The 21,765-nt window shown below is 62.7% G+C and carries 24 protein-coding genes and 1 tRNA gene; 16 read left to right on the forward strand and 9 right to left on the reverse strand.

What is annotated here, in order from left to right:
- Window positions 1-163: 163 nt before the first annotated feature.
- Entirely contained in the window at window positions 164-1,690 is a 1,527-nt protein-coding gene (gene ffh, locus K0B96_RS08175; protein WP_255558905.1) for a signal recognition particle protein, read from the reverse strand.
- A 61-nt stretch (window positions 1,691-1,751) separates the two neighbouring features.
- On the opposite strand from ffh, the gene K0B96_RS08180 reads away from it, so the two are divergent.
- The 10 genes from K0B96_RS08180 to K0B96_RS08225 all read left to right on the forward strand — a co-directional run bounded on the left by K0B96_RS08180 (window position 1,752) and on the right by K0B96_RS08225 (window position 10,607).
- Window positions 1,752-2,240 (forward strand): Lrp/AsnC family transcriptional regulator, encoded by a 489-nt coding sequence (locus tag K0B96_RS08180; RefSeq protein WP_220165951.1) that lies wholly within the window; start codon window positions 1,752-1,754, stop codon window positions 2,238-2,240.
- Window positions 2,241-2,256: 16 nt separating this feature from the next.
- The gene (locus tag K0B96_RS08185; RefSeq protein WP_220165953.1) at window positions 2,257-3,441 is read left to right on the forward strand and encodes a pyridoxal phosphate-dependent aminotransferase; all 1,185 of its coding nucleotides are present in this window, start codon (window positions 2,257-2,259) and stop codon (window positions 3,439-3,441) included.
- 103 nt (window positions 3,442-3,544) lie between these two features.
- Window positions 3,545-5,047, forward strand: a complete 1,503-nt coding sequence (gene der / locus K0B96_RS08190; RefSeq protein WP_220165955.1) for a ribosome biogenesis GTPase Der — start codon at window positions 3,545-3,547, stop codon at window positions 5,045-5,047.
- The gene (locus K0B96_RS08195) at window positions 5,028-5,942 is read left to right on the forward strand and encodes a hypothetical protein (protein ID WP_220165958.1); all 915 of its coding nucleotides are present in this window, start codon (window positions 5,028-5,030) and stop codon (window positions 5,940-5,942) included. Before der ends, K0B96_RS08195 begins: the two co-directional genes overlap by 20 nt.
- Window positions 5,943-6,039: 97 nt before the next feature.
- Complete coding sequence (gene fmt / locus K0B96_RS08200) at window positions 6,040-7,035, forward strand: methionyl-tRNA formyltransferase (protein WP_220165960.1); 996 nt, start codon at window positions 6,040-6,042, stop codon at window positions 7,033-7,035.
- Between the two features lie 73 nt (window positions 7,036-7,108).
- Window positions 7,109-7,660, forward strand: a complete 552-nt coding sequence (locus tag K0B96_RS08205) for a LysM peptidoglycan-binding domain-containing protein (protein ID WP_255558906.1) — start codon at window positions 7,109-7,111, stop codon at window positions 7,658-7,660.
- A 5-nt stretch (window positions 7,661-7,665) separates the two neighbouring features.
- Complete coding sequence (locus K0B96_RS08210; protein WP_220165970.1) at window positions 7,666-8,592, forward strand: ParB/RepB/Spo0J family partition protein; 927 nt, start codon at window positions 7,666-7,668, stop codon at window positions 8,590-8,592.
- Window positions 8,593-8,656: 64 nt separating this feature from the next.
- On the forward strand, window positions 8,657-9,055 hold the full coding sequence (gene secG / locus K0B96_RS08215) for a preprotein translocase subunit SecG (RefSeq protein WP_220165972.1): 399 nt from the start codon (window positions 8,657-8,659) through the stop codon (window positions 9,053-9,055).
- Between the two features lie 8 nt (window positions 9,056-9,063).
- Window positions 9,064-9,948 carry an outer membrane lipoprotein-sorting protein gene (locus K0B96_RS08220; RefSeq protein WP_220165974.1) on the forward strand — a complete coding sequence of 295 codons (885 nt, stop codon included), beginning with the start codon at window positions 9,064-9,066 and terminating at the stop codon, window positions 9,946-9,948.
- Window positions 9,949-9,974: 26 nt separating this feature from the next.
- The gene (locus tag K0B96_RS08225) at window positions 9,975-10,607 is read left to right on the forward strand and encodes an HAD family hydrolase (protein WP_220165976.1); all 633 of its coding nucleotides are present in this window, start codon (window positions 9,975-9,977) and stop codon (window positions 10,605-10,607) included.
- Window positions 10,608-10,642: 35 nt separating this feature from the next.
- Here the strand turns inward: K0B96_RS08225 and K0B96_RS08230 are convergent, their stop codons facing one another.
- Window positions 10,643-11,773 carry an ABC transporter ATP-binding protein gene (locus K0B96_RS08230; protein WP_220165978.1) on the reverse strand — a complete coding sequence of 377 codons (1,131 nt, stop codon included), beginning with the start codon at window positions 11,771-11,773 and terminating at the stop codon, window positions 10,643-10,645.
- Window positions 11,774-11,922: 149 nt separating this feature from the next.
- Between K0B96_RS08230 and K0B96_RS08235 the strand changes: the two genes are divergently transcribed.
- The 4 genes from K0B96_RS08235 to K0B96_RS08250 all read left to right on the forward strand — a co-directional run bounded on the left by K0B96_RS08235 (window position 11,923) and on the right by K0B96_RS08250 (window position 15,549).
- Window positions 11,923-12,261, forward strand: a complete 339-nt coding sequence (locus tag K0B96_RS08235) for a CopG family transcriptional regulator (RefSeq protein WP_220165980.1) — start codon at window positions 11,923-11,925, stop codon at window positions 12,259-12,261.
- A 160-nt stretch (window positions 12,262-12,421) separates the two neighbouring features.
- The gene (locus K0B96_RS08240) at window positions 12,422-13,615 is read left to right on the forward strand and encodes a pyridoxal phosphate-dependent aminotransferase (protein ID WP_220165982.1); all 1,194 of its coding nucleotides are present in this window, start codon (window positions 12,422-12,424) and stop codon (window positions 13,613-13,615) included.
- A 175-nt stretch (window positions 13,616-13,790) separates the two neighbouring features.
- Window positions 13,791-14,213, forward strand: a complete 423-nt coding sequence (locus K0B96_RS08245; protein WP_220165984.1) for a YciI family protein — start codon at window positions 13,791-13,793, stop codon at window positions 14,211-14,213.
- Between the two features lie 4 nt (window positions 14,214-14,217).
- On the forward strand, window positions 14,218-15,549 hold the full coding sequence (locus K0B96_RS08250; RefSeq protein WP_220165986.1) for an RNA polymerase sigma factor: 1,332 nt from the start codon (window positions 14,218-14,220) through the stop codon (window positions 15,547-15,549).
- Window positions 15,550-15,590: 41 nt separating this feature from the next.
- On the opposite strand, the gene K0B96_RS08255 is transcribed toward K0B96_RS08250, so the two are convergent.
- Window positions 15,591-16,508, reverse strand: a complete 918-nt coding sequence (locus K0B96_RS08255) for a phytanoyl-CoA dioxygenase family protein (RefSeq protein WP_220165988.1) — start codon at window positions 16,506-16,508, stop codon at window positions 15,591-15,593.
- A 114-nt stretch (window positions 16,509-16,622) separates the two neighbouring features.
- Between K0B96_RS08255 and K0B96_RS08260 the strand changes: the two genes are divergently transcribed.
- Complete coding sequence (locus K0B96_RS08260; protein WP_220165990.1) at window positions 16,623-17,477, forward strand: helix-turn-helix domain-containing protein; 855 nt, start codon at window positions 16,623-16,625, stop codon at window positions 17,475-17,477.
- A gap of 119 nt (window positions 17,478-17,596) precedes the next feature.
- A tRNA-Met gene (locus tag K0B96_RS08265) sits at window positions 17,597-17,671 on the forward strand.
- 98 nt (window positions 17,672-17,769) lie between these two features.
- Here the strand turns inward: K0B96_RS08265 and K0B96_RS08270 are convergent.
- From K0B96_RS08270 to K0B96_RS08295, 6 genes are all read right to left on the reverse strand, one after another.
- Window positions 17,770-18,492, reverse strand: coding sequence for a hypothetical protein (locus K0B96_RS08270; protein ID WP_220165992.1), 723 nt, complete (start codon window positions 18,490-18,492; stop codon window positions 17,770-17,772).
- Window positions 18,489-19,028: an RNA polymerase sigma factor gene (locus K0B96_RS08275; RefSeq protein ID WP_220165994.1), complete on the reverse strand. Its 540-nt coding sequence runs from the start codon at window positions 19,026-19,028 to the stop codon at window positions 18,489-18,491. The genes K0B96_RS08270 and K0B96_RS08275 overlap by 4 nt, the downstream gene beginning before the upstream one ends.
- 23 nt (window positions 19,029-19,051) lie before the next feature.
- On the reverse strand, window positions 19,052-19,516 hold the full coding sequence (locus tag K0B96_RS08280; protein WP_220165996.1) for a DoxX family protein: 465 nt from the start codon (window positions 19,514-19,516) through the stop codon (window positions 19,052-19,054).
- Window positions 19,517-19,544: 28 nt separating this feature from the next.
- The gene (locus tag K0B96_RS08285; protein ID WP_220165998.1) at window positions 19,545-20,474 is read right to left on the reverse strand and encodes an HvfC/BufC N-terminal domain-containing protein; all 930 of its coding nucleotides are present in this window, start codon (window positions 20,472-20,474) and stop codon (window positions 19,545-19,547) included.
- 14 nt (window positions 20,475-20,488) lie between these two features.
- Window positions 20,489-21,352, reverse strand: coding sequence for an MNIO family bufferin maturase (gene bufB / locus K0B96_RS08290; RefSeq protein ID WP_220166000.1), 864 nt, complete (start codon window positions 21,350-21,352; stop codon window positions 20,489-20,491).
- Window positions 21,353-21,427: 75 nt separating this feature from the next.
- The gene (locus tag K0B96_RS08295) at window positions 21,428-21,739 is read right to left on the reverse strand and encodes a hypothetical protein (RefSeq protein ID WP_220166002.1); all 312 of its coding nucleotides are present in this window, start codon (window positions 21,737-21,739) and stop codon (window positions 21,428-21,430) included.
- Between the last annotated feature and the right edge of the window lie 26 nt (window positions 21,740-21,765).

Genomic DNA, 21,765 nt, shown 5'->3' on the forward strand with positions numbered 1-21,765 from the left:
GCTGAACCTCGGGGCGCAGCAGGTAAGGAACCGGCCTCGCATTGAGGCAAGCTCGTTTACGCGGCGGCGGATTCGAGGCGCGAGCGCCCGAGGCAGGTCCGGAGCCTGTGGTGAATGTGAATTGGGGGCCGCCGCAGCCGCCGTCGGGCAACCGGTGGACGCCTTACATGCCGGGAAAGCCGCCTTTGCCGCGCATGGCTTCCATCTGGCGCATCATCTTTTTGCCGCCGCCACCCTTCAGCATCTTCATCATCTTCTGCATTTGCTGAAACTGCTTCAGGAGTTGGTTAACCTCGACGATCTTCACCCCGGCGCCGTTGGCGATGCGCTGGCGGCGGTTGCCGTTCAGGATCTCGGGCTTCCGGCGTTCTTGAATGGTCATGGACTTGATGATCGCCTCGGTGCGGCCCATCTGCCGCTCGGCATCGTCGGGCAAAGCCACGCCGCTCATGCCGGGCATCATGCCGATGATGCTCTGCATGGATCCCATTTTCTTCACCTGCTGCATCTGGGAGAGGAAATCCTCGAGGTTGAAGTCCGCTTTGCGGAGCTTCTCGGCCATTTTCTCGGCTTCCTTCTCGTCGATCGTTTCCTGGGCTTTTTCGACGAGGGAAACGACGTCGCCCATGCCGAGGATGCGCGAGGCGAGGCGATCAGGATGAAAGACTTCGAAATCGCCCGTCTTTTCACCGGTGCCGACGAATTTGATCGGCACACCGGTGATGGACTTGATCGAGAGCGCGGCGCCGCCGCGAGCGTCGCCGTCGAGTTTGGTCAGAATGAGGCCGGTAAGGGAGAGGGCGTCGTGAAACGTCTTGGCAACGTTGACCGCTTCCTGGCCCAAGGCGCCGTCAACGACGAGCAGCACTTCGTCGGGCTGCACGCGCGCGCGGAGTTTCTTCACCTCTTCGATCAGATCGGCGTCGATTTGAAGGCGGCCGGCGGTGTCGAAGATGATGCAGTCGGCGGTGGCGGTCTGCGCGGCGGTGAGGGCGGCGACGCCGATGGCGGGCACGTCCTTGGAATTTCGGTCCGCGTAAAAGCCGAGCTCTTCCTGGCGGGCGAGAATCTCGAGCTGGTCGATGGCGGCCGGGCGGTAGACATCGCACGCGGCGACGAGGGGGCGATAACCACGTTTCTTGAGAAGCTTGCCGAGTTTGGCCGTGGAGGTGGTTTTACCCGAGCCGTGCAAGCCGACCATCATGATCTTCAGCGGCCGCGCGCCGGAAAGCTGGGTGGTGCCTTCACCAAGGAGGCGCACCAATTCATCGTGGATGATTTTGACGACCTGCTGGCCGGGCGTGACCGATTTGGTGACCTCTTGTCCGACGCATTGGGCTTGGACGCGTTCGGTAAATTCGCGCGCGACTTTGAAATGGACGTCGGCGGAAAGGAGGGCGGTGCGCACCTCCTTGAGTGCGTCGGCCATGTTTTCATCGGAGAGTTTGCCAACGCCGCGGAGGTTGCGCAGGGCCTGGCCAAGTTTGTCGGTGAGCGATTCGAACATGAGAACGGCGAGTGAAACGACTCCGGGAAACTTATGAAAACAAATTCTGGGGCAAGCGGGTGACGCCGCTGATCTCGCGCTGACGGACCGCGCGACCGGCGGTTTGCGCGACGACGCCCGGGCCGCGCGAGGCGGTGTTTCCGTCGCTTGAGTGTCATACGGACCTCCGATCGCCGGAGGCACGTGAGAGGCACCAAATTCATTCTCGTCAAAGCCGAAACGTTACCGGATAAGGGCCGTCCCTATGAACCCTGTTCTGAAGCTGTTGCTCGAAGGCGGTGGACTCACGACGGCGCAAATTGCGCAAGTCGCGGGCCTCACCGAGGTCGAAGTGAACCAGCACCTGGAACAGTTGAAGAAAGATAAAATCTTCCTCGGCTGGCGTCCAGTGCTCGATCTCTCGCGCGAGGCCGCCGCCGCCGCCGCCGTGCGCGCCGTGATCGAGGTCAAGGTCACGCCGGAACGGGGTGGTGGGTTCAACCGGTTTGCGGAACGCATCGCGCGTTTTGACGAGGTCGAGTCGTGCTACCTCATGTCGGGCGGCTACGATCTGCTCGTGTTCGTGAAAGGCGCGTCGTTGCAGAAAGTGGCGTCGTTCGTTTCGGAGAAGCTCTCGACGATCGAGGGGGTGTTGTCCACCTCCACGCACTTCATGCTGCGTTCCTACAAAGAGCAGGGTTTCCTGCTGGAAAGCGACGAAGGGCCGGTCACGCGGCTCAACGTCGCCCCGTAACGGAAAGGCGACTCCCATGAGCACCGATCCCCAACGTTGGGTGGCGGGGCATGTTGCCTCGCTGCCGAAGAGCGGCATCCGCGATTTCTTCGAACTGGTGGCCAAAATGAAGGGCCAGGACGTGATTTCGCTCGGCGTCGGCGAACCGGATTTCGTCACGCCCTGGCATATTCGCGAGGCGGCGATATTCGCGCTCGAGCGCGGCAAGACTTACTACACGTCGAACCTCGGTTTGATCGAGCTGCGGCGAGCGATCGCGACTTACGTCGAACAGCATTTCAACGTCACCTACCGTCCGGAGGATCAGATCCTCGTGACCGTCGGCGTGAGCGAGGCGCTCGATCTGGCCTGCCGCGCGTTTGTGAATCCCGGCGACAAGGTGATGTTTCACCAGCCGTGCTACGTGAGTTACCACCCGAGTATTTCGCTCGTGCACGGGCAGGGAATCGCGGTGCCGACCTACGCCCGCGACAATTTCGCTCTCACTGCCGAGGCGCTTCGCGCCGCATGGCAGCCGGGGGCGAAGATGCTGATGCTGAACCTCCCGTGCAATCCCACGGGCGGCACTTGCAGCAAAGAGCAGTTGGACAAGATCGCCGCGTTTTGCCGGGAAAAGGATCTGCTGGTCCTCACGGACGAGATTTACTCCGAGCTCTCGTTCGACGGCGCGCACACCAGCATCGCGTCGCTGCCCGGAATGGCGGAACGCACGATCTTCCTGCACGGTTTCTCGAAGGCGTTCGCGATGACGGGCTGGCGGATCGGTTATGCATGCGGTCCGGCGCCACTCGTCGACGCGATGATGAAAGTGCATCAATACTCGATGTTGTGCGCGTCGATCATCGCACAAGAGGCCGCCCTTGAGGCGCTCCTGCGCGGCTGGGACAGCGTGCTGAAAATGCGGGAGCAATACCACCGGCGCCGCGATCTCGTCGTGCGACGTTTCAACGAGATCGGCCTCAAGTGCCATTCGCCACGGGGCAGCTTCTACGCGTTTCCCGACGTGACTCCGACGGGGCTCACAGAGAAGGAGTTCGCGGTCGGCTTGCTTGAAAAGGAGAAGGTCGCCGTCGTCCCCGGCACCGCCTTTGGAGAAAACGGCACCGGTCACGTGCGCGCCTGCTTTGCGACGAGCTACGAGCAATTGATCGAGGCCTGCAACCGCATGGAGCGGTTCGTCGGCGGGGCCCGCCGCGCATAACGGCGCGTGTAGCACGCAGCGGGCGGCGGCCCTCCGGTGGAGACTGGCCGCCCGCCGCTTTTCTACTCGCTACTCATCCGCCGCTGCCCGCTACTTTTCCGTCATGAATCGCACCGTTGCCATCGTCGGCCGACCCAATGTCGGCAAAAGCCGGCTCTTTAACCGGCTGGCGCGGAAGCGCATTTCCATCGTCCACGACCAGCCCGGCATCACGCGCGACGTGATTTCCGCGGAAGTCGAAGATGGGCATTACACGCTGCTCGACACGGGCGGCTTGGGCTACAAAGGCGAGGATACGCCGGCGCGGCTGACGGCGGCCTCGGAGGCGCAGGTGGATTTTGCGATGGCGACCGCGGCGTTGATTCTGTTCGTGGTGGACGGGTTGTCCGGGGTATCAGCGCTCGATGAGAAGATCGCGGCGATGCTGCGACGCAGCCGGAAAAAAGTCCGCCTCGTGGTAAATAAAGCGGATTTCGACGACGAAAAAATCCAGCTCGACGACATTTACCGCCTGGGGCTGGGCGAACCGTTGCGGGTGTCCGCCGAGCACGGACGGGGCGAAGCGGATTTGCGCGATGCCATTCTGGCCGAGTTGGGACCGGCGCCGGGCGACGACAGCGACGAAGCGGAGGCGGAGCGCCCATTGGGCGTGTGCTTCATCGGTCGGCCGAACGTAGGCAAATCCTCGTTGAGCAACCGCCTGCTGCAGAGCGATCGCCTGATTGTGAGCGACGTGCCGGGGACGACGCGCGATGCGATCGAGTTGCCGTTCCAATTCAAGGGGCGCAACGGCAAGTTGTATCCGTTTCGCTTGATCGACACCGCCGGCATCAAGGCCGCCACGAAGCTGGCTTCGCCCGTGGAGTATTTTTCGCGGCTGCGTTCGCTCGATGCGATCAAGAACACCGACGTCGTTTTCCTCGTGCTCGACGCGATGGAGGGCGTCACGCAGCAGGACAAGGCCATCGCGGGCGAAGCGATCAAGGAGAAGAAGCCGATCGTGATCGTGGTCAACAAGTGGGACCTTGTGCACAAAGAGTTTCGCAAGGGCGACGGCGTGCGCGGTTACAAGACGGAGCGGGAATATCGGGAAAAGTACGAAGCGGCGCTGTTTGACCGGCTGTTCTTTACGCCAGGCGCGCCAGTCGTGTTTGTGTCGGCGATGAGCGGTTACGAAGTGGATCGCATGCTCAACGCGGCGGTGAAACTCAACCGGATGCTCGACGCCAAGCTGCCCACAGCGAAGCTCAACCGGACGATCGAGCGCCTCGCGGATCAAAATCCGCCGCCGGCGATCGGGGGAAAAAGATTTCGCGTTTATTACGCCACGCAAACGGGCACACGGCCGTTTCGCATTAAACTGTTTTGCAATCGCGAGGAAAAGCTCACGGAGCAATACCGCCGTTATCTGGAGGCTGGCCTCGTGGAGGAATTCGGGTTGAATGGATGCCCGATGTATTTCGATTTGGTCGGCAAAGAAAAACATGAGCCGGGGACGCCGTATTCAGGCAAGGAGGCGCGGGGAATCGCGCCGACTCCGCGTTGGCGCGCCGGGGAGGAACAGCTTGCGGCCGACGATGAGACTCATGAAACCATCGAAGACTGAATATCGCGGCGGTGAGGCACTCGTGTTCAACACGGGGGCGATGGAGTTTGTGGTCACGACGGCGGTTGGCCCGCGGGTCGTTTCGCTACGTTCGCTCGCCGGCGAGGGGCGGAACGTGTTCCTGGAGTTCCCTGCGAGCGAGAAGCCCTTCCACGGCTTCATGCTGCGCGGCGGCCATCGCCTGTGGCACGCGCCCGAGGATATCGTGCGCTCATATCAGCCCGACAACTCGCCGCTCGGCGTGAAGTTGCTGGCCAACGGCGTGGCGCTGACGCAGCCGACGGAAGAAAAGACCGGCGTCCAAAAAGGCATGAGGTTGGAAGTGCTCGCCGATCGCACGATCAAGGTGACGCACACCCTGACGAACCGCGGCATGTGGGCGATCGACGTGGCGCCGTGGGCGCTGACGATGTTCAAACCCGGTGGATTTGCGGCGATCGGGTTGGAGCCGAAAGGCGACCACGCGAAAGGCGACTTGCTGCCGACCTACGCGCTCGTGCCGTGGACGTTTACGGACCTTTCGCTGCCAGTCTGGAAATTTGGGCGGAATTTTATCGGCGTGAACGTGGCGGCGGCGAAGCAGGCGCAGAAACTGGGTCTCACCAACTATCCGGGCTGGGCTGCTTACTGGATCGGCGGCACGACCTTTGTGAAATATGCAAAACCGGTGCGAGGGGCGACGTATCCGGACCTCGGGAGTTGCTTCGAAGTGTTCACGAACGGAAAGATGATCGAGTTGGAAACACTCGGGGCGCTCGCCAAACTGGAGCCGGGCAAGACCGCGACGCATGTGGAGCATTGGACGCTGTTCGACGACCTCCCGAAGCCCGTCACCAATCAAGCGGTGGATGGCGCGCTGGCACCGGCTGTGGCCGCATGGATCCGCGGCTTGTGAGACAGGCGGGCGCGACCGATGCCAGATCGGCCTCCCGGCCGCCACTCGCAGCCGACGTGCTCCGTGAGGGCAGGACACTGAGCCAACCGTTTTCGCGATGAGTGATCGCGCACGTATTGTTTTTCTCGGGTCGGATGCCATTGCGCTGCCGATGCTGGAATGGTTGATCGCCGAAGGCAGCGCGTGGGCGGAAGTGGTGGCGGTTTTCACGCAGCCTGATCGGCCGACGGGTCGCGGGCAGAAAGTCGCGCCCAACGCGATCAAGCAGTGGGGCGAACGTCGCGGGTTGCCCGTGCTCCAGCCGGACAAGTTGACGGAATCGACGCAAGCTGAGCTGGCGGCGCTGCGTCCAGATCTGGCGCTCGTGATGGCGTACGGGCATATTTTACGGGAGGCGTTTATCGCGACGCCGCGTCTCGGCACAGTGAATCTGCATGCGTCGATTTTGCCGGAATTTCGCGGCGCCTCGCCCATTCAAACGGCGATCGCGACGGGCCGGCGAGAGACCGGTGTAGCGCTCATGCGGATCGTGCGCCAGTTGGATGCCGGTCCCGTCGCCGAGGTGGAACGCGTGTCCATCGACCCACTCGACACTGCGGTCGAAGTGGAGGGGAAACTGGCGGCGGCGTGTGTGCCGTTGCTACAGCGGACTCTGCCTGCGCTGGTGCAGGGTCGCTTGGAGTTCAACCCGCAGGAGGACGCGCGAGCGACATTTTGCCGGCGACTGGTGAAAGCAGACGGCGTCGTGGATTTTGCGGATACAGCGGCGCTCGTGGCGGCCCGGATCAACGGGCTTTTCCCGTGGCCGGGATGCGCGATCGAAATCGCCGGTCAGTCGGTGAAACTGGGTTTGGCCGATGCGTTGCCAGCGAGCGACAACCACGTGGTGCCCGGGACCGTGTTGGGCGCGGACTCTGAGGGCCTGCAAGTCGCGGCAGCCGACGGCGTGGTGCGGTTGCGGCGGTTGCAACGGCCGGGCGGGCGGATGCTGCCAGCGGAGGAATTTCTGCGCGGTTTTGCCGTGCCGGCGGGGACAATATTGCCCTCGCAACCGATGCCGCCGCTTGTGGCCGCGGCGCCGTTTCGGCGGTGAGACGCACATGCCGCTTGTTTTCGCGGACGGGGTTTCGCAAGCTCGGCCGATGTTGCGGAGGATCGTAATTCTCATGGTCTGCGGGCTGGCAGCCGCATTGGCCGCGCGCCCGGCCAACGCCCAAATCGAGCTCGCGAATTTACGGGAAGACGTGCGCGGACTCAGTCAGCGCGTGGGCGAGTTGCAGTTGCGTGTGGAGCAGCTGGAGCGGGAAAACGCGGACCTTCGCAGCCGTTCGGCGTCCGCGGAGAAAGGCTTTGTCACGCTCAGTCAGTTGAACGATGCGATCGCGGACGTGAACCGCACGTTGCGCTCGGGCGATGCCTCAGTGAAGGCCGATGTGCTCCAGCAGGTCGGCACGCAAATGGAGAAACTGGCCAAACAGACGAATGCGGCGCTCGACTCGCTCGCAAAAGGAATGGCGACCCGCCCGCCGGTGCAGACGACGTTTGCGAACGACTACGCCAAGGAGGGCATCAGTTACACGGTGCAAAAAGGCGACACCGTGGCCTCGATCGCGAAGAAAACCGGGGCGCGTGTGTCGGATATCGTGAACGCAAACAAGCTTTCGGATGCATCCCGCATCGATGTGGGACAAACGTTGTTCATCCCCGGAGGAAAGTAATTTTTATGGCGACCGCCCCCAAATCTCGACTCGGTCGAGGACTCGGCAGCCTCATCGCTGCCGGCAAACCAGCTGCGTCCGCTCCGGCCGCCGCCGCTGCCACTCCGCCCGCGGCGGCGCCGGGTGCGCCGGGCTATCAAGAGATTGCGGTGACGGCGGTGGTGCCGAGCCCCTACCAGGCACGGCGCGAGATTCCGCCGGAACAGCTCAACGAACTTGCCGAGAGCATCCGGGCCGAGGGACTGTTGCAGCCGATCGTCGTGCGCAAGGTGGGAGAAAAATATGAGCTGATCGCGGGCGAGCGTCGCTGGCGGGCGTTCCAACAGCTCAAAATTAAAAGCATCCCGGCGCGAATCGTGGAGGCGAGCAACGCGTCGTCGGCCGCGCTCGGGCTGATCGAAAATCTGCAGCGCGAAGGATTGAACCCGCTCGAAGAAGCGCACGGTTACGCGAGTTTGATCCGCGATTTCGATCTGACGCAGGAAACGGCGTCGCAGCGGGTCGGCAAGGGGCGCGCTTCGGTGGCGAACGCGTTGCGCCTGTTGTCGCTCGATGCGGAAATCCAAGGGTTCGTGGCGAAGAGCCTGCTGAGCGTCGGCCACGCCAAGGTGTTGTTGAGCATCGAGGATCCTGCCCAACGGACGGTGCTGGCCCGGCGCGCGATCGAAGAAGGGCTCAGCGTGCGCGCGATGGAAAAAGTCGTGCAAATGCGGAAGTCCGCCGGGGTGGCAGCGGCGGCGCCCGGCAAGCGTTTGCCGAAGATGTCCGCGCAGGACAACGCGACGGTGGCGAGTGTGGAGAAGAAGCTCACGTCACATCTGGGAGCGAGAGTGGCGGTTTTCCACGCGCCGAAGAAGGGCCGGATCGTGATCGAATACCACGGCAACGAGGATTTGCAGCGGGTGTTGGAGAAGCTGGGCGTGCAAATGTGAGGCGGGCCACGCTGGAACCCGCCATTGACAAGCCCCGCCGCGCCCTGATTGCCTTGTCGTTTCCATGAACATCTTGATCGGTATTTTGACGTTCGTCCTGATCCTCGTTTCGCTTTTCCTCATCCTCGTGGTGCTGGCGCAGAAAGCCAAATCAGACGGCGGCATGGGGGCGGCCATCGGCGGCGGCATGGCGGAAACGGCGTTCGGCGCCGACACCAGCAACGTGCTCACCAAGATGACGATCAATGCCACGATCGCCTTTTTCGTGCTGACCTTCGCTCTTTATCTCGGCCACGTTTACCGCCGCAGTCACGCCCACGCGGCGAGCGGCGCGCTGCCGACGATCACCGTGCCGGTCAAGCCGACCGCGGCGCCTGCCGCCACGACTCCCGTGAAAGCCCCGACGGCTCCGCTTGCGACGCCGACGGGCACGGCCACCACCACCGAAGCGTCGAAGCCGTAACCGGCCCGATGAGATCGCCTCGTTTCACGCCCGCCGTTTTTTGGCGGGCGTTTTTTGTTTTCCTCGCGGTCGGAGCGGCCGGTTTGCACGCGCAGCCGGCATCGCGCGGCATCCCGCCGCCGAGCGGGTATGGTCATTTCGGGCAACCTGACCCGGCGGAAGGGCGCAAGGCGCTCGAGCAATTCCGCGCGGCTGGCATTCAAGGGAGCTATTACTTGGAGTTCACGTTGCGATTGATGCCTCGACGCGGACCCGAAAAGCGCGTCGCCGGGCGGATGTGGGGCACGCGTAACCACGCTGGGCCCGTTTCCCGAGTAGCGCTGCAGGACGACGACGAAACGCGTTTGCTCGTGCAAAATGGCGCCGATGCCGCGGTCTGGCGGAGCACGCGGACGGCACCGGATCCCGCAAAGGTGGCGGTGCAGGCCTTGTTTGAGCCCATTGCGGGAACGACCTTGGCTCCGTTCGATCTGCAGATGCCGTTTCTTTATTGGAACGATTTCGTTTACGAAGGCTTGGGACGGGTGCGGGGACGACCCGCGTATCGGTTTCGCATGTTGCCGCCGAAGGAATTTGCCCAGCAGTTCCCCGCGTTGTCAGCCGTGCGGATCTCGCTCGACAGCCAATTTTCCGCGTTGGTGGAAGCGGAGTTGCTCGACGAAAAGGGGCGGCCCATGAAGTCGATCTTGGTGGACGAACTGAAGAAGGTTGGGGACCAGTGGATGGTGAAAGCGGTGGACGTGCGCAATGAGGGCACGCGCGACAAAACGCGATTTGAGGTCACGGCGGTCGCGTTAGGATTGGATCTGTCGCCCCGCCTGTTCGCCGTCGCGGCTCTCGCAGATGAAATTACTCCGCCTGAGGCAGCGCGGATGGTGCGGTTCGAACCGTGAATAGGGAAAGTCGCACGCGAGGTATCGTGTTCGACCTCGACGGCACGCTGGTCGACAGCATGCCCCTCGTGTTGAAAGCGTTTGCGCACGCAGTGGCGCCTTTCTGCGGCCCGGTGAGTGACGAAGAGTTGTTCACCCGTCTCGGCGGCCCGCCGGAGCGGACTTTCGCCGGCTGGCTGCGAGGTGCGGCGGAAACGGCGCAAGCGATGACGCGGTTGCGCGACTACAGCCTGACGCATTGGAAACTGATCCGACCCTTCGACGGCTGGGAATCTCTCTTTCAAACCTTGCGGCAACGAGAGCTCGCGATGGCGGTCTGGACGGGCCGCGAACGCGAATCGGCGCAATGGCTCTTCAGCGAATACGCCATCGCTCCTTATCTGCGCGCCTGTGTGTGCGGGGATGATCTACCGAGCCACAAGCCGGATCCGGAGGGGTTGCAGCGGATCGTGGACGAATTGCAGCTGACGGCGGACGACGCGCTCTTTGTCGGTGACGCTGACGTCGACGTGCTGGCAGGTCATGCGTGCGGCGTCCGCACGCTTCTGATCAGGCACGGTCGAGCGGTCGACGAGGCTGTGTTGCGCAAGGCCTGGCGCGTGGTGGAAACGCCGGCGGAGGCCTACGCGCAGATCCTGCAAGATACGAACGGACTCTGAGTTTCCGTTGGCAGAGACGGGGGCGCAGCGACCACTTACTTCAAGACCTGCTCCGTCGTCGGATCGAAAAGGTGGGCGCTTTCGATGGCGAACACGACCTTCACCTTCTGCGCCACCTCGAAGCGATCGGTCGGACGGACTCGCGCGATGAAAGAGTGGGCGCCGGTGTCGAGGTAAAGATACGTTTCCGCGCCCATCGGTTCAGACACTTCAACGGTGACCTCGGCGGTGTGCAACGGGTCGGCTTGCGGCACACTCAGGACGTCATGCACGTCCTCAGGGCGGATGCCGAACACGATGGGCTTGTCCACGTGTTGGGCGGCTTGTCGGGCCAACGTTTCGTTGAGGGCGATCGTCAGCGGCTGGTCTTTGGTGTTTTTCTCGACAAACGCCAGATGGTTGCCGGCGCGTTTGATGGTGCCGTGAAAGAAATTCATCGGCGGACTGCCGATGAAGCCGGCGACGAACATATTCTCGGGATGATTATAAAGGTTCAGCGGCTCGGCGACCTGCATGATATTGCCATCTTTCATCACGCAAATGCGGTCGCCCATCGTCATCGCTTCGACCTGATCATGCGTCACATAGATCATCGTGGCTCCGAGGCGGGCGTGGAGCTTGGAAATCTCAGTGCGCATCGAGACGCGCATTTTGGCGTCGAGGTTGGAGAGCGGTTCATCGAAGAGAAAAACCTTCGGTTTCCGCACGATCGCACGGCCGACGGCGACACGCTGCCGTTGTCCGCCAGAGAGGGCTTTGGGTTTACGATCGAGATATTTTTCGAGACCGAGCATGGCGGCGGCGTCGCGCACGCGGCTGTCGATTTCGGCTTTGGGAAACTTCCGCAGCTTCAGGCCGAACGCCATGTTCGCATACACCGTCATGTGCGGGTAGAGCGCGTAATTCTGAAACACCATGGCGATGTCGCGATCCTTCGGCAGGACGTTGTTCACGACTTTGCCGTCGATGGCGATCGTGCCGCCGGAAATTTCCTCCAGACCGGCGATCATGCGCAGGGTCGTGGATTTCCCGCAGCCGGAAGGTCCGACCAGAACCATGAATTCCCGGTCAGCGACGCTGAGACTAACGCTGTTAACCGCGCGAACGCCAGGGCCGCTCTTTTCGGGGTAAATTTTGACGAGATTATCGATAACGACGTTGGCCATGGAAAGTGCAGGGGTCGGGGAGGCGGAACGAACATCCGAGGTGGAAAAGTGCAGTCAATTCTATACCGCCCGAAATTTTTCGTTGCCGCATGGAGCGACTCTAGCCCTGCTCTCATAGGTCCTCAGCCCTCCAGCCGCTTCGACTAATCATGGCCTCGAAATCCGCTTCCACCCCTGCGCCGCTGACTTTTGACCTCCCGGCGACGCTTATCGACAAAGTCCAGTCAGCCGTGCGCTCAAATGGGCCCGGTCCCAAGAGCGTGAGTGAAGTGGTCCGGCTTGCCGTCACCGAGTTCGATTTCGACACGTTCAATCCGGTCCGGGAACCCCATCGACAGATTTCGGTGCGGTTGCCCGGCGACTTGCGCACGTTGCTCAATCGCACCGCCCGGCGCAAACGCGCGAGCTTGGGCGAACTCGTGCGGGCAGCGCTGGAAGCGCTGCCGATGGTGAGGCCACGCAAGGCACCAGCGAAGAAGCGTCGCTGAACGCGAACGCCACGTCGGCGTTCCTCGGAGAGGTATTGCGGTCGCAAAGTTTGTGCGCGAACGCGGCGACATGCCGCTGGCGGAGGCGCGGGACGGATGCGGATTTGTGACGGCAAACGGGATTGCCTTCGATCGTGGGCGCAATTTTGTTCGGCGATTCATGAGCACTCCGCCGCTCCCGCTTTCCACTTGGGCCCGCAATATTGCGCCGTCGCCGACGCTCGCCGTCGATGCGAAGGCGAAGATGCTTCAGGCGGCAGGGGAGGACGTGTGCGGTTTCGCCGCTGGCGAGCCGGATTTCGACACGCCAGAACACATTAAAGACGCCTGTATCGCGGCGCTGAAGGCAGGAAAGACGAAATACGCGCCGACACCCGGCATCGAGCCGTTGCGCCAAGCCATCGTCGAGCGCTATGCGGCCGACTATGGCCTGACGATCGCGGCCAACCAAGTCATTGTCTCCCCGGGCGGGAAATTCTCCTGCTATCTCGCGGTATTGGCGACCTGCTCGCCCGGCGACGAGGTGATCGTGCCGGCGCCTTTTTGGGTGAGTTATCCGGAGATGGTAAAGCTGGCGGGAGCCGCGCCAAAATTCGTGCTGTGCGATGACCGGGCGGGCTTCAAACTTTCCCCGGCTCAACTCGAAGCGGCAATCACGCCACGGACGCGGCTGGTGATTCTCAACTCCCCGTCGAATCCGACGGGGGCGGTCTATACGCGGGATGAACTGGCCGCGATCGTCGCGGTCGCGACCAAGCATAATCTCTACATCCTCTCCGACGAGATGTATGAGCATCTCGTTTACGACGGCACCACGCCCACGTGCGTGGCGACGTTGAGCGACGACGCGAAAGCGCGCACGATCGTGGTCGCCGGGTTTTCGAAGACCTACGCGATGACGGGATGGCGCATAGGCACCACCGTCGCGCCGGTGCCGATCGCCAAGGCGTTGACCGACCTGCAGAGCCAGATGTCTTCGAACGTGACGACGTTTGCCCAATACGGGGCGCTCGCGGCATTGAAGGAGAAGGAAAAGACCGCGGCCGCGCTCAAGGTAATGATGACAGCCTTCGACCGCCGTCGGAAGTTTTTGCACGCGCAGCTCAACAACATCCCCGGCGTGACCTGCCTGCTTGCCCAGGGAGCGTTTTACCTCTTCCCGAATATTTCCAGTTTCGGCATGAGCGACAGCGATTTCTGTGCGCGCCTACTCGATCAGGAAAAGGTGGCCGCGGTGCCGGGCAGCGCCTTCGGAGCGGAAGGCTATTTGCGTTTAAGCTACGCGACGAGTGATGAAATTATTCAAAAGGGCGTCACTCGATTGGCGAAATTCTGCGCATCGCTAAGAAAATAGGCGGAGAGGTGGTCAGGGACCAATGCGGGCTCGTCGTTGACCCGGCGACGACGAAAGGCGGTTAGAGGAAACGGGCGGAGAATGGTGGAGAAAGTTCTGCGCAGTCTGTCCTTTTTCCGCACGGACGTTCGTTGTAGAGAGATCACGCTTCACCTCGTCCTCTCCACCACCGCCCATGAACACCGAGTCTGCGACCGCGAATCCGTATCTGCTTTTTTTCCGCAACACCGGGCCTGAGAATCATCAGCGCCTGTCGGCCGATGAGCGGCAGGCCCTGGTGATCCGATGGAACGCTTGGTTCGAGGAACTGCTCGCCACGGGCAAAGCAGTCGAAGGCCAGCCCTTGGAAATGGAGACGCGAGTCGTGTCAGGCGCCGGCGGCGAACGCGTGACGGACGGTCCGTTTCCCGAGGCGAAAGAGGCGGTCGGTGGCTACGTGCGCCTGATGGTCAGCGGGCTTGAGGAAGCGACGGAAATTGCGCGCCGACATCCCGGGTTGGCCTACGGCATGAAGATCGAGATCCGGCCACTCACGCCGCATTGTCATCTCGGCGTCACGACAAGGGCTGCGCCCGCGGCACAGACGGCAAGTCGCTGACGGCATGCGTGAGTTCGCGACAGCCCCGACCGTCTCGCCATCGGCGGCGCAATTGGCGGAGCACTTTTTTCGGCACGAAACGGGGCGGTTGCACGGGGTTTTAATCCGCCGTTTCGGCGTGGAGAACCTTTCGTTGGTGGAAGACGTGGCCCAAGAGGCGCTGCTCAAGGCGCTGCGCACGTGGTCGATGGGCGGAGTGCCGCCGAATCCGTCAGCATGGGTGACCCGGGTAGCGATGAACCTTGCGCACGATGCATTGCGCCACCGCACGATGTCGGCAGGCAAGGAGACTGATATCGCCCGGCATTTTGAGCAGTTGAGGCCGGCGGAGGATTCGCCCGGGATGGAAGAACGAGCGATCCGCGACGACGCTCTGCGGTTGATGTTCGTCTGCTGTCATCCCGCTCTGGCGTCGGACGCGCAAGTCGTGCTCGCTTTGAAAGTCTTGTGCGGCTTCAGCACAACCGAGATTGCGGAAGCGTTTCTGAGCACCGAAGCCGCGATCGAAAAACAGATCACGCGGACGAAGCGACGAATTCGTGAAGCGGGCATTGGCTTCGATCTTCCGCACGGCGACGGATTGGCTGTACGGCTCGATGGCGTGCTCGGCGTGTTGTATTTACTTTTCAATGAAGGTTACAAGGCGTCGGATGGGCCGCGCCTCTTGCGTGAAGATCTTTGCCTGGAAGCGGTGCGGCTGATGTCACTCTTGGTGCAGCACCCGGCGGGCGATGTCCCGCGCAGCCACGCGTTGCTGGCGTTGATGCTGTTGACGGCGGCCCGCTTTCCCGCCCGCGTGGATGCGCAAGGTGGACTGCTGCGACTCGACGGACAGGATCGCACCAAATGGGATGGCGCCATGATCGACCGCGGGCTGCAGCACCTCGGGCACGCGGCGCAGGGCACGGAGGTGAGCGCATATCATCTGCAGGCGGGCATCGCGGCGATCCACTGCACGGCGCCCGATTACGCGGGAACGGATTGGACACGCATTCTTCAACATTACGATGAACTGCACCGGTTGAAGCCGTCGCCCGTGGTCGAGCTCAATCGCGCCGTGGCTTTGGCGCAGTTACGCGGGCCGCAAGCGGGGTTGGACGCCATCGCGGCGATAACGGCGGCCGGGAAACTCGAACGTCATTACCTCCTGCATGCGGTCCGCGGCGAATTGCACTGGCGGCGACGTGATGATCAGGCGGCGGCGCAATGTTTTCGCCGCGCGCTGCAACTTGCCCGAGTCGGACCTGAGCAGCTTTATCTCACCCGGTTGCTGGAGCGGTCGGCGGATGCCGTGTTCGACGACATCACATTGCTCGAAGGCCGCCCGCCCGAGTGAAAGTGGCGTTCGGTGGGGCAAGGCGCCCGTGGCGCGTGGCTTCAGCAAACGCGGCCGCGTTTGCCGGCGCGCGTGTTCGCAATGGGGTTCGCGCCGATCCAGCGTTCATCGATGGGCTCGCTCGCGCGTTGATAGCGAGTGTCGGATGACAGGCGGACCCGAGCGGTCTGATTGTCGAGACTGCCATGCACCAGGGACATTCCAAACGTGATGAAATCTCCGATTCGCCATTCGGGCGCTGTGAGCCAGCGCCCGCCTAATTTTTCGCGCAAGGACACGGGGTTCTTCGTGAGAAATCCGGGATGGCTCCAACCGCCTTGGTTCTTCACGCGTTCCACTTCGCGGGGGCGGTTTTCGCAGTAGGAGTCGACGTCGATTTCCAGATAGTGCCGCAGGCGCTCGGACTTTTTGTGCGAATCTTCGAGGAGCATCACCCCGCCGACTTCGAGCGGCACGTCGCCATAAGGGATCCAGCAGGTGAGCAGTTGGTGCGTGCCGCGACCCATGTAAACAAGATCGCAGTGAGGCGTCGACCCTTGGCCGCGACTCATGGCGCGAAACCATGTGTAATCGAAATGCCGAACGGGCTCGCCGAAGAGCGCGGTGTAAAAGGCCACGAGCTCCGGGCCGTAAACCACACGCGCGACTTCCGGGTTGCCCACGGCCAAATCGCCGCGGTAGCCGGATGTTTTGTCCGGGTGCCCGATCGCGTCCATCACGGGGAACGCGGGGTCGAGCGAGCCTTCCGCCGCCAGGCGCGCGGTCACGGATGCGCGCGCTGCGAGGATGAGATCACGCGAAAAAAATCCCGGGACGTAAAGGTAACCGTCCACAGCGAGACGTTGACGCAATTCGTCAGGGCGTTCCAAACAGTCCGCGGAAGAACGAATCTCGCCAAACGCCTCGGGCGAGGAGTCGATTTCGTGCCCGCAGGAAAGAAGAGGGAAAGTAACGTTCATCGAAGAAGGTGGCGTGCGCCGATAGAAACGAAGGCGTTACCGTAACACGACGGGCAGCGCGAAGGAATGGTTGTTCTGGTGCCGCGCATGTGTATTTTGGTTTAGCCCTTCACGATGACCACACGGTGGACAACCCGTTCTCTGCCGACCGCCGGCACGCCCACGCGACTGGGATCGTTGACTCTGGCGGGGCAATCGCGACTCAACCGAGGCATCGCACGGGATAGCATGCGCGTCTTGGGCAGCTACGCCTTGGTTTACGTGCTGGCTGGCCGGGCGCAGTTCGGCGATGCCACGGGACTGAAGCGAGAAGTCGTGGCCGGGGACGTATTCTTTCTGTTTCCCGAAGTGGCGCATTTCTACGAACCAGGAGCGTCCGGGCCTTGGGACGATGTCTGGTTGGTGTTCCAAGGGCCCGTGTTTGACCAATGGCGACGCGAGCGACTGCTCGATCCGGCAGATCCGGTGTGGCACGTCGAGCCGGTGGACGTGTGGCGAAAGAAGATCATGCGCGTCCTCACCGGAGGCAGCACGGGCGGGGCGGCCGCGCTCGTGGAGGTGACACGATTGCTGGCGCTGCTCGCCGAAATGAGAGCAGCGGCGCGTGGCGAATTTGAACACGACCAACGGCCCGCCTGGCTGCAGGAAGCGTGTCGCCGGCTGGAAAGCGCGGCCGCCGTGCCGGATTGGGAGCGATTCGCGGGTGCTTTCGGGTTCTCGTATGAGCAATTCCGTCGAAAATTCAGCGAGGGGATGGGGGAGGCGCCTGCGCGCTATCGGCTGGCGCGTCGCATTGATCGGGCTGCGGCACTGTTGCAGGCGGAGGAACGGCCGTTAAAGCAGATCGCGGCGGAGCTCGGTTTTTGCGACGAGTTTCACTTCTCGAAGCTGTTTAAGCGGCGGACAGGGTTGTCGCCCTCCGCGTATCGGCGGCAGTGGCGAGCGAGCGAGCGGGCGGCGCGGAGCTAACGTTCAGGTGCGATGGTCGCTCCGTGGCGGAAGGCGGCCAGGCGCGCAGTGGACCAACGAAGGGGAAAATTTTGAGTTGGATTTTCCCGGCGGACCCTGCACGTTTCCCCGCTTCGTTCGCCAGGGTAGCTCAGTGGTAGAGCAGAGGACTCATAAGCCTTTGGTCGCCGGTTCAATCCCGGCCCCTGGCACCACGTTTCAAATAGCGGCGGTGATGCCGCGGTATGAGAAGGAGACGTGTTGCTTCTGGTTGCGTTGCACCGGCCGAAATGGTGCGGATCGCCGGGCGACGTTAAAGCACTTCGTCGACACGGGCGGACTCGCCTCCGCCGACCAAGGCAAACGCATAACGCGCATCGGACCAAGTGGCGACGGCGTTGCGGGCAAAATGTGCGAGACTCGCGGAAACATCGGCGGGGCCACCATCGAGAGCGCACACGTAAAGATGGTATTCGCCGCCGGCGCGGCTGAAGCACACCTCCCAGACGTCGCGGCCGGCAAAACGAAGGGTGCGGCAATGAGCGGGTTTTACTCGTGCCCAATCAAATGTGGGTGTAGCGGCGAGATGAAAGTTGGGATTGGCGAGATCGGCGCGCAATTCCACCGAGGCGTCCGCAAGGCCGATGTGATGGCCGCGTCGCACGTCTGCCGCGGCCCAACTCGCGAGTTGCGGCAAGAGGAAAGCGTCGGCGGACGGTGCAAAGCGATGCCATGAAAACACGCCGAGGAGCGTGAGGCTGGCAGCGATGGCGAGGATCACGGGCCACCGCCAAGAGGTAACGCGGGGCTCAAGCCGTGCGCCGGACAATATCGAATCGCGCAATCCCGGCGGCGGAGTGAGGGCGCGAACGTGCTCGGCGAACGCGGCATCCCATGCTTGCTCACGGGCTTGCCACGTCCGAAGAACAGGGTCGCGTTCGGCGCACGCCAGTGCTTCGCGGAAGAGGGGATCTGTCGCGTCTTGCCCGCTGGGACGATAGGCGCGCAGACGGAATTGGGCGTCTTGGTTGTTCATGGCGTCTGCTTTTTAGCCGGCAAAACAAAGGGGACGACGGGCGCGGCGGCGCGACGATCCGCAAGCGCGGCCCGCAACTGGCTTTTGCCGCGCGCGAGGCGGGACATGACCGTGCCGATGGGGACGTTGAGCGTCGTCGCGATCTCCTGATAGGATAGTTCTTCGAGGTAAAACAGCGTCAGCGGCGCGCGAAAAACTTCATCGACCCGCGTGAGTGCTTCCCATGCGACGGCGGCATCGACGCGTCGCAATTGGTCGACATCCTGATCACTGAGTTCGGCCTCCGGAGCGTCTTCGAGGGCGGTCTCGCGCGCACCGCGGCGACGGCCGCGGAGAAATTCGCGATAAAGCGTGGTGAAGAGCCACGTTTTAACCTTCGCCACATCGCGGAGACTGTGGCCCTTGCGCGCCCAAATATAGAACGTTTGCTGCGTGAGATCGCACGCGTCCGCGGTGTTGCGGGCGAGGCTGAGCGCGAACCGATAGAGACCGGTGTAGTGCTGGTCGACGAGCGCGGTGAAGACGTCCTCAGACATGGGAAGGGGAGGGAGCGGACGCGTCAGGAGGATTTAGCGGCGGTGGAGGCGGAAGGGCGCGCGAACCACGTGTCGAGGGAGAAGAAGCCCGGGCCAAATGCGAGAACGATCAAGGCCGTGAGCAGAAAGAGAAAGGGCGTCGCTGAGGTACAGGCGTCAGGGTCGTTCCATAGGCGGGTGACAGAGGCGCGTTCGGCAGTGGCATAGGCCACACTCATGACGCCAATCAGCGGCAGGGCGGCGGGGCGCGCGAAAAGGCCCAGAGCGAGCAGGGCGCCGCACAGCAACTCCGTGGCGCCGGCCGCCGCGGCATTCAGCATGGGCCACGGCACACCCAGGCTGCCGAAATACGCGGCGGTGCGGTCGAGATGGTGTAGTTTGCCCCATCCGGTGAAGACGAAGCCGATGCCCCAGTAAAGGCGGAGCGCGAGAAGTAGCGGCGACTGGAGCCACTCCCCGCATGTGCGGAACACGTTCGGTTGACGCATGGTAACGATAGAGAAAGACGCGGGGAATTTATTCCCGCGCGCACAACCAGCCGAGGCGCGTCCAATGCTCAAACCACTCGCGGATCAAGGCGGCTTGTTCTTCGGCGCACGTCCGGGAAGAACGAAAGGCCGCGCCGCAGGCGTCAGCAAGCGGCTGACCTCTTGCCAGCGCGCGCAAGAGGCGGAATTCGGAGGGAGCAAGGCGCCGGAAATATATTTGATTTTGAAACCGGTGCACGGCGAGGAACGTGGTCGCGGCGCGGAGCCGCGGACCGGCGAGGCCCTTGGCGGTGCGGCGGCCGGGACGCACTGTCTGGCTCGCCGCAGTGCGCAAAGCCGAGTCGTGCTGCTTCAAGGCGAGCAAGTAATCGTCGACCGCGAAGGACAGACGGAGCAGGGTGAGACACGGTTGCAGGGCGAGGCGGAGCGTGAGAGGATCCGCAGTGCGCATTCGCCGAACCGAAACGGGCGCGCGCGCGGCGGCATCGAAGGCGACGATCTGCGCCCACTCGAACGCTGCAAGATTGCGCGCTGCGGCCGTATGCGGTGCCGTGTGGCGTGGTTGCGCCGCGATGAAGCGTGGCAGGTGACGGCCGAGATCGCGCAGAGTGAACGAACGAGAGGGATGGGTTGCGATGTAGGCTCGGGCGAGACGCAGAAATCGCGCTTCACCCAAATGCATCCTCAGCCCGGGAAAGTCTTCGCCGAGGGAATCGAGCAGGCGAAACCAATACATGCGGTTGTAGATTTCGATGCGATCGAGCGCCGACAAGCGGCCCGTGTCGCGCGCAAAGGTTTTTACCACGGCGTGCGTGGCGCGTCCATCAACCCAGCGGCGTTGCGCGCGATCCTGCGCCGAGAGCGGGCGACTGACGGCGGCAAACATCACGCGCTGCAACGAATGCAAGTCATGCAGTGACTGAATCCGGCCGGGGGCCGCCGCAGGCAAGGGGCGCACACTTCGAGGCATGATCAGGAGCGCGCGATCGCAGTCGCCGGGGCGGTGACGGACGAGAGAAAGCGATCAGCCTTCAGTGCTTCCGCATGCACTTCTTCGAACGAGGGAATGCGATCATCCCATTCGAGCAACGTGGCCGTAGCGCCGCAGCGCCGGACGGCGCGGTCGTAAAGTTTCCACACGGGATCGATCACCGGATGGTCGTGCGTATCGAGGACGTAGCGCTCGAATTTGGTGTGGCCGGCGATGTGAATCTGCGCGACCCGTTCGGCCGGCACCGCATCGATGTAGGTGCGCGGATCGAAGTCGTGGTTGCGGGAAGAGACGTAAATGTTGTTCACGTCCAGCAGCACGCCGCAATCGGCCTGGTCGACGACTTCGTTGAGAAACTCCCACTCGGTCATTTCCGAGGCCGTGAATTCGGTGTAGCTGCTGACGTTCTCCACGCAGATCGGCACTTCGAGAAAATCCTGCGCCTCGCGAATCTTCGCGGCGGCGTGCTGGGCGGCGATTCGGGTGTAGGGAATCGGGAGCAAATCGTGCGTGTAGGTGCCGTCGATGCTGCCCCAACAAAGGTGGTCGCTTAGCCAAGGCGTTTTTGTCCGGCGGACCAGCGCTTTCAACCGGCGGAGATGGTCGCGGTTCAGACGATCGGCCGAGCCGAAATAGAGCGACACGCCGTGCTGCACGACACGGTATTGCTCCAGAATCTGATCGAGCACTTCCAAGGGCCGACCTCCGTCGACAAGGTAGTTTTCAGAGATGATCTCAAACCAATCGACCGTCGGCTTCTGCCGCAGGATGTGCTGGTAGTGCGGCACGCGCAGTCCGATGCCGATGCCGTAGTCAGTGAAGTTGTTGAAGCGATTCGCAGGCATGGGCGGACAACGCGGCGGGCTGGCACGAGCGGCGCGATCAGTGCGACCGCGCCGCTCGGAGGCGAGAGACGAGGCTCAGCCTTGTTTGGCGGGCGCGTCTTTGCCTTTGCAGGAGTCTTTCGCTTTGCAGGATTCCTTGGCCTTGCAGGACTCTTTCGCTTTGCAGGAGGCCTTGTCTTTACCGTCCTTGGCAGCGTCGGCCTTGGCCGGATCCGCTTTCGCAGAGCAGCCATCCTTGCCGTTGCAGGACATTTTGTCGCTGGCGTGCTCGGCCGTGGCCGGCTGGCCGGGAGCCGCTTCGGCGGAAAAGGCGCGTGGGGTCGAAGCGCCGGCGTAAATGCCCGCAAGGGCGGCGACGGCGAGGAGAGTTTTGGCGTGGTTCGTCATATAGTCGAGAACGGGAACTGAAGAGC

Origin of the sequence: Horticoccus luteus (assembly GCF_019464535.1) — a bacterium.
Lineage (GTDB): Bacteria > Verrucomicrobiota > Verrucomicrobiia > Opitutales > Opitutaceae > Horticoccus > Horticoccus luteus.

Excerpts from the sequence above, each read along its gene's own strand:
- K0B96_RS08180 (WP_220165951.1), top strand. The coding sequence starts at position 1,752 with ATGAACCCTGTTCTGAAGCTGTTGCTCGAAGGCGGTGGACTCACGACG.
- K0B96_RS08185 (WP_220165953.1), top strand. The coding sequence starts at position 2,257 with ATGAGCACCGATCCCCAACGTTGGGTGGCGGGGCATGTTGCCTCGCTG.
- der (WP_220165955.1), top strand. The coding sequence starts at position 3,545 with ATGAATCGCACCGTTGCCATCGTCGGCCGACCCAATGTCGGCAAAAGC.
- K0B96_RS08195 (WP_220165958.1), top strand. The coding sequence starts at position 5,028 with ATGAAACCATCGAAGACTGAATATCGCGGCGGTGAGGCACTCGTGTTC.
- fmt (WP_220165960.1), top strand. The coding sequence starts at position 6,040 with ATGAGTGATCGCGCACGTATTGTTTTTCTCGGGTCGGATGCCATTGCG.
- K0B96_RS08205 (WP_255558906.1), top strand. The coding sequence starts at position 7,109 with ATGGTCTGCGGGCTGGCAGCCGCATTGGCCGCGCGCCCGGCCAACGCC.
- K0B96_RS08210 (WP_220165970.1), top strand. The coding sequence starts at position 7,666 with ATGGCGACCGCCCCCAAATCTCGACTCGGTCGAGGACTCGGCAGCCTC.
- secG (WP_220165972.1), top strand. The coding sequence starts at position 8,657 with ATGAACATCTTGATCGGTATTTTGACGTTCGTCCTGATCCTCGTTTCG.
- K0B96_RS08220 (WP_220165974.1), top strand. The coding sequence starts at position 9,064 with ATGAGATCGCCTCGTTTCACGCCCGCCGTTTTTTGGCGGGCGTTTTTT.
- K0B96_RS08230 (WP_220165978.1), bottom strand. The coding sequence starts at position 11,773 with ATGGCCAACGTCGTTATCGATAATCTCGTCAAAATTTACCCCGAAAAG.
- K0B96_RS08235 (WP_220165980.1), top strand. The coding sequence starts at position 11,923 with ATGGCCTCGAAATCCGCTTCCACCCCTGCGCCGCTGACTTTTGACCTC.
- K0B96_RS08240 (WP_220165982.1), top strand. The coding sequence starts at position 12,422 with ATGAGCACTCCGCCGCTCCCGCTTTCCACTTGGGCCCGCAATATTGCG.
- K0B96_RS08245 (WP_220165984.1), top strand. The coding sequence starts at position 13,791 with ATGAACACCGAGTCTGCGACCGCGAATCCGTATCTGCTTTTTTTCCGC.
- K0B96_RS08250 (WP_220165986.1), top strand. The coding sequence starts at position 14,218 with ATGCGTGAGTTCGCGACAGCCCCGACCGTCTCGCCATCGGCGGCGCAA.
- K0B96_RS08255 (WP_220165988.1), bottom strand. The coding sequence starts at position 16,508 with ATGAACGTTACTTTCCCTCTTCTTTCCTGCGGGCACGAAATCGACTCC.
- K0B96_RS08260 (WP_220165990.1), top strand. The coding sequence starts at position 16,623 with ATGACCACACGGTGGACAACCCGTTCTCTGCCGACCGCCGGCACGCCC.
- K0B96_RS08270 (WP_220165992.1), bottom strand. The coding sequence starts at position 18,492 with ATGAACAACCAAGACGCCCAATTCCGTCTGCGCGCCTATCGTCCCAGC.
- K0B96_RS08275 (WP_220165994.1), bottom strand. The coding sequence starts at position 19,028 with ATGTCTGAGGACGTCTTCACCGCGCTCGTCGACCAGCACTACACCGGT.
- K0B96_RS08280 (WP_220165996.1), bottom strand. The coding sequence starts at position 19,516 with ATGCGTCAACCGAACGTGTTCCGCACATGCGGGGAGTGGCTCCAGTCG.
- bufB (WP_220166000.1), bottom strand. The coding sequence starts at position 21,352 with ATGCCTGCGAATCGCTTCAACAACTTCACTGACTACGGCATCGGCATC.
- K0B96_RS08295 (WP_220166002.1), bottom strand. The coding sequence starts at position 21,739 with ATGACGAACCACGCCAAAACTCTCCTCGCCGTCGCCGCCCTTGCGGGC.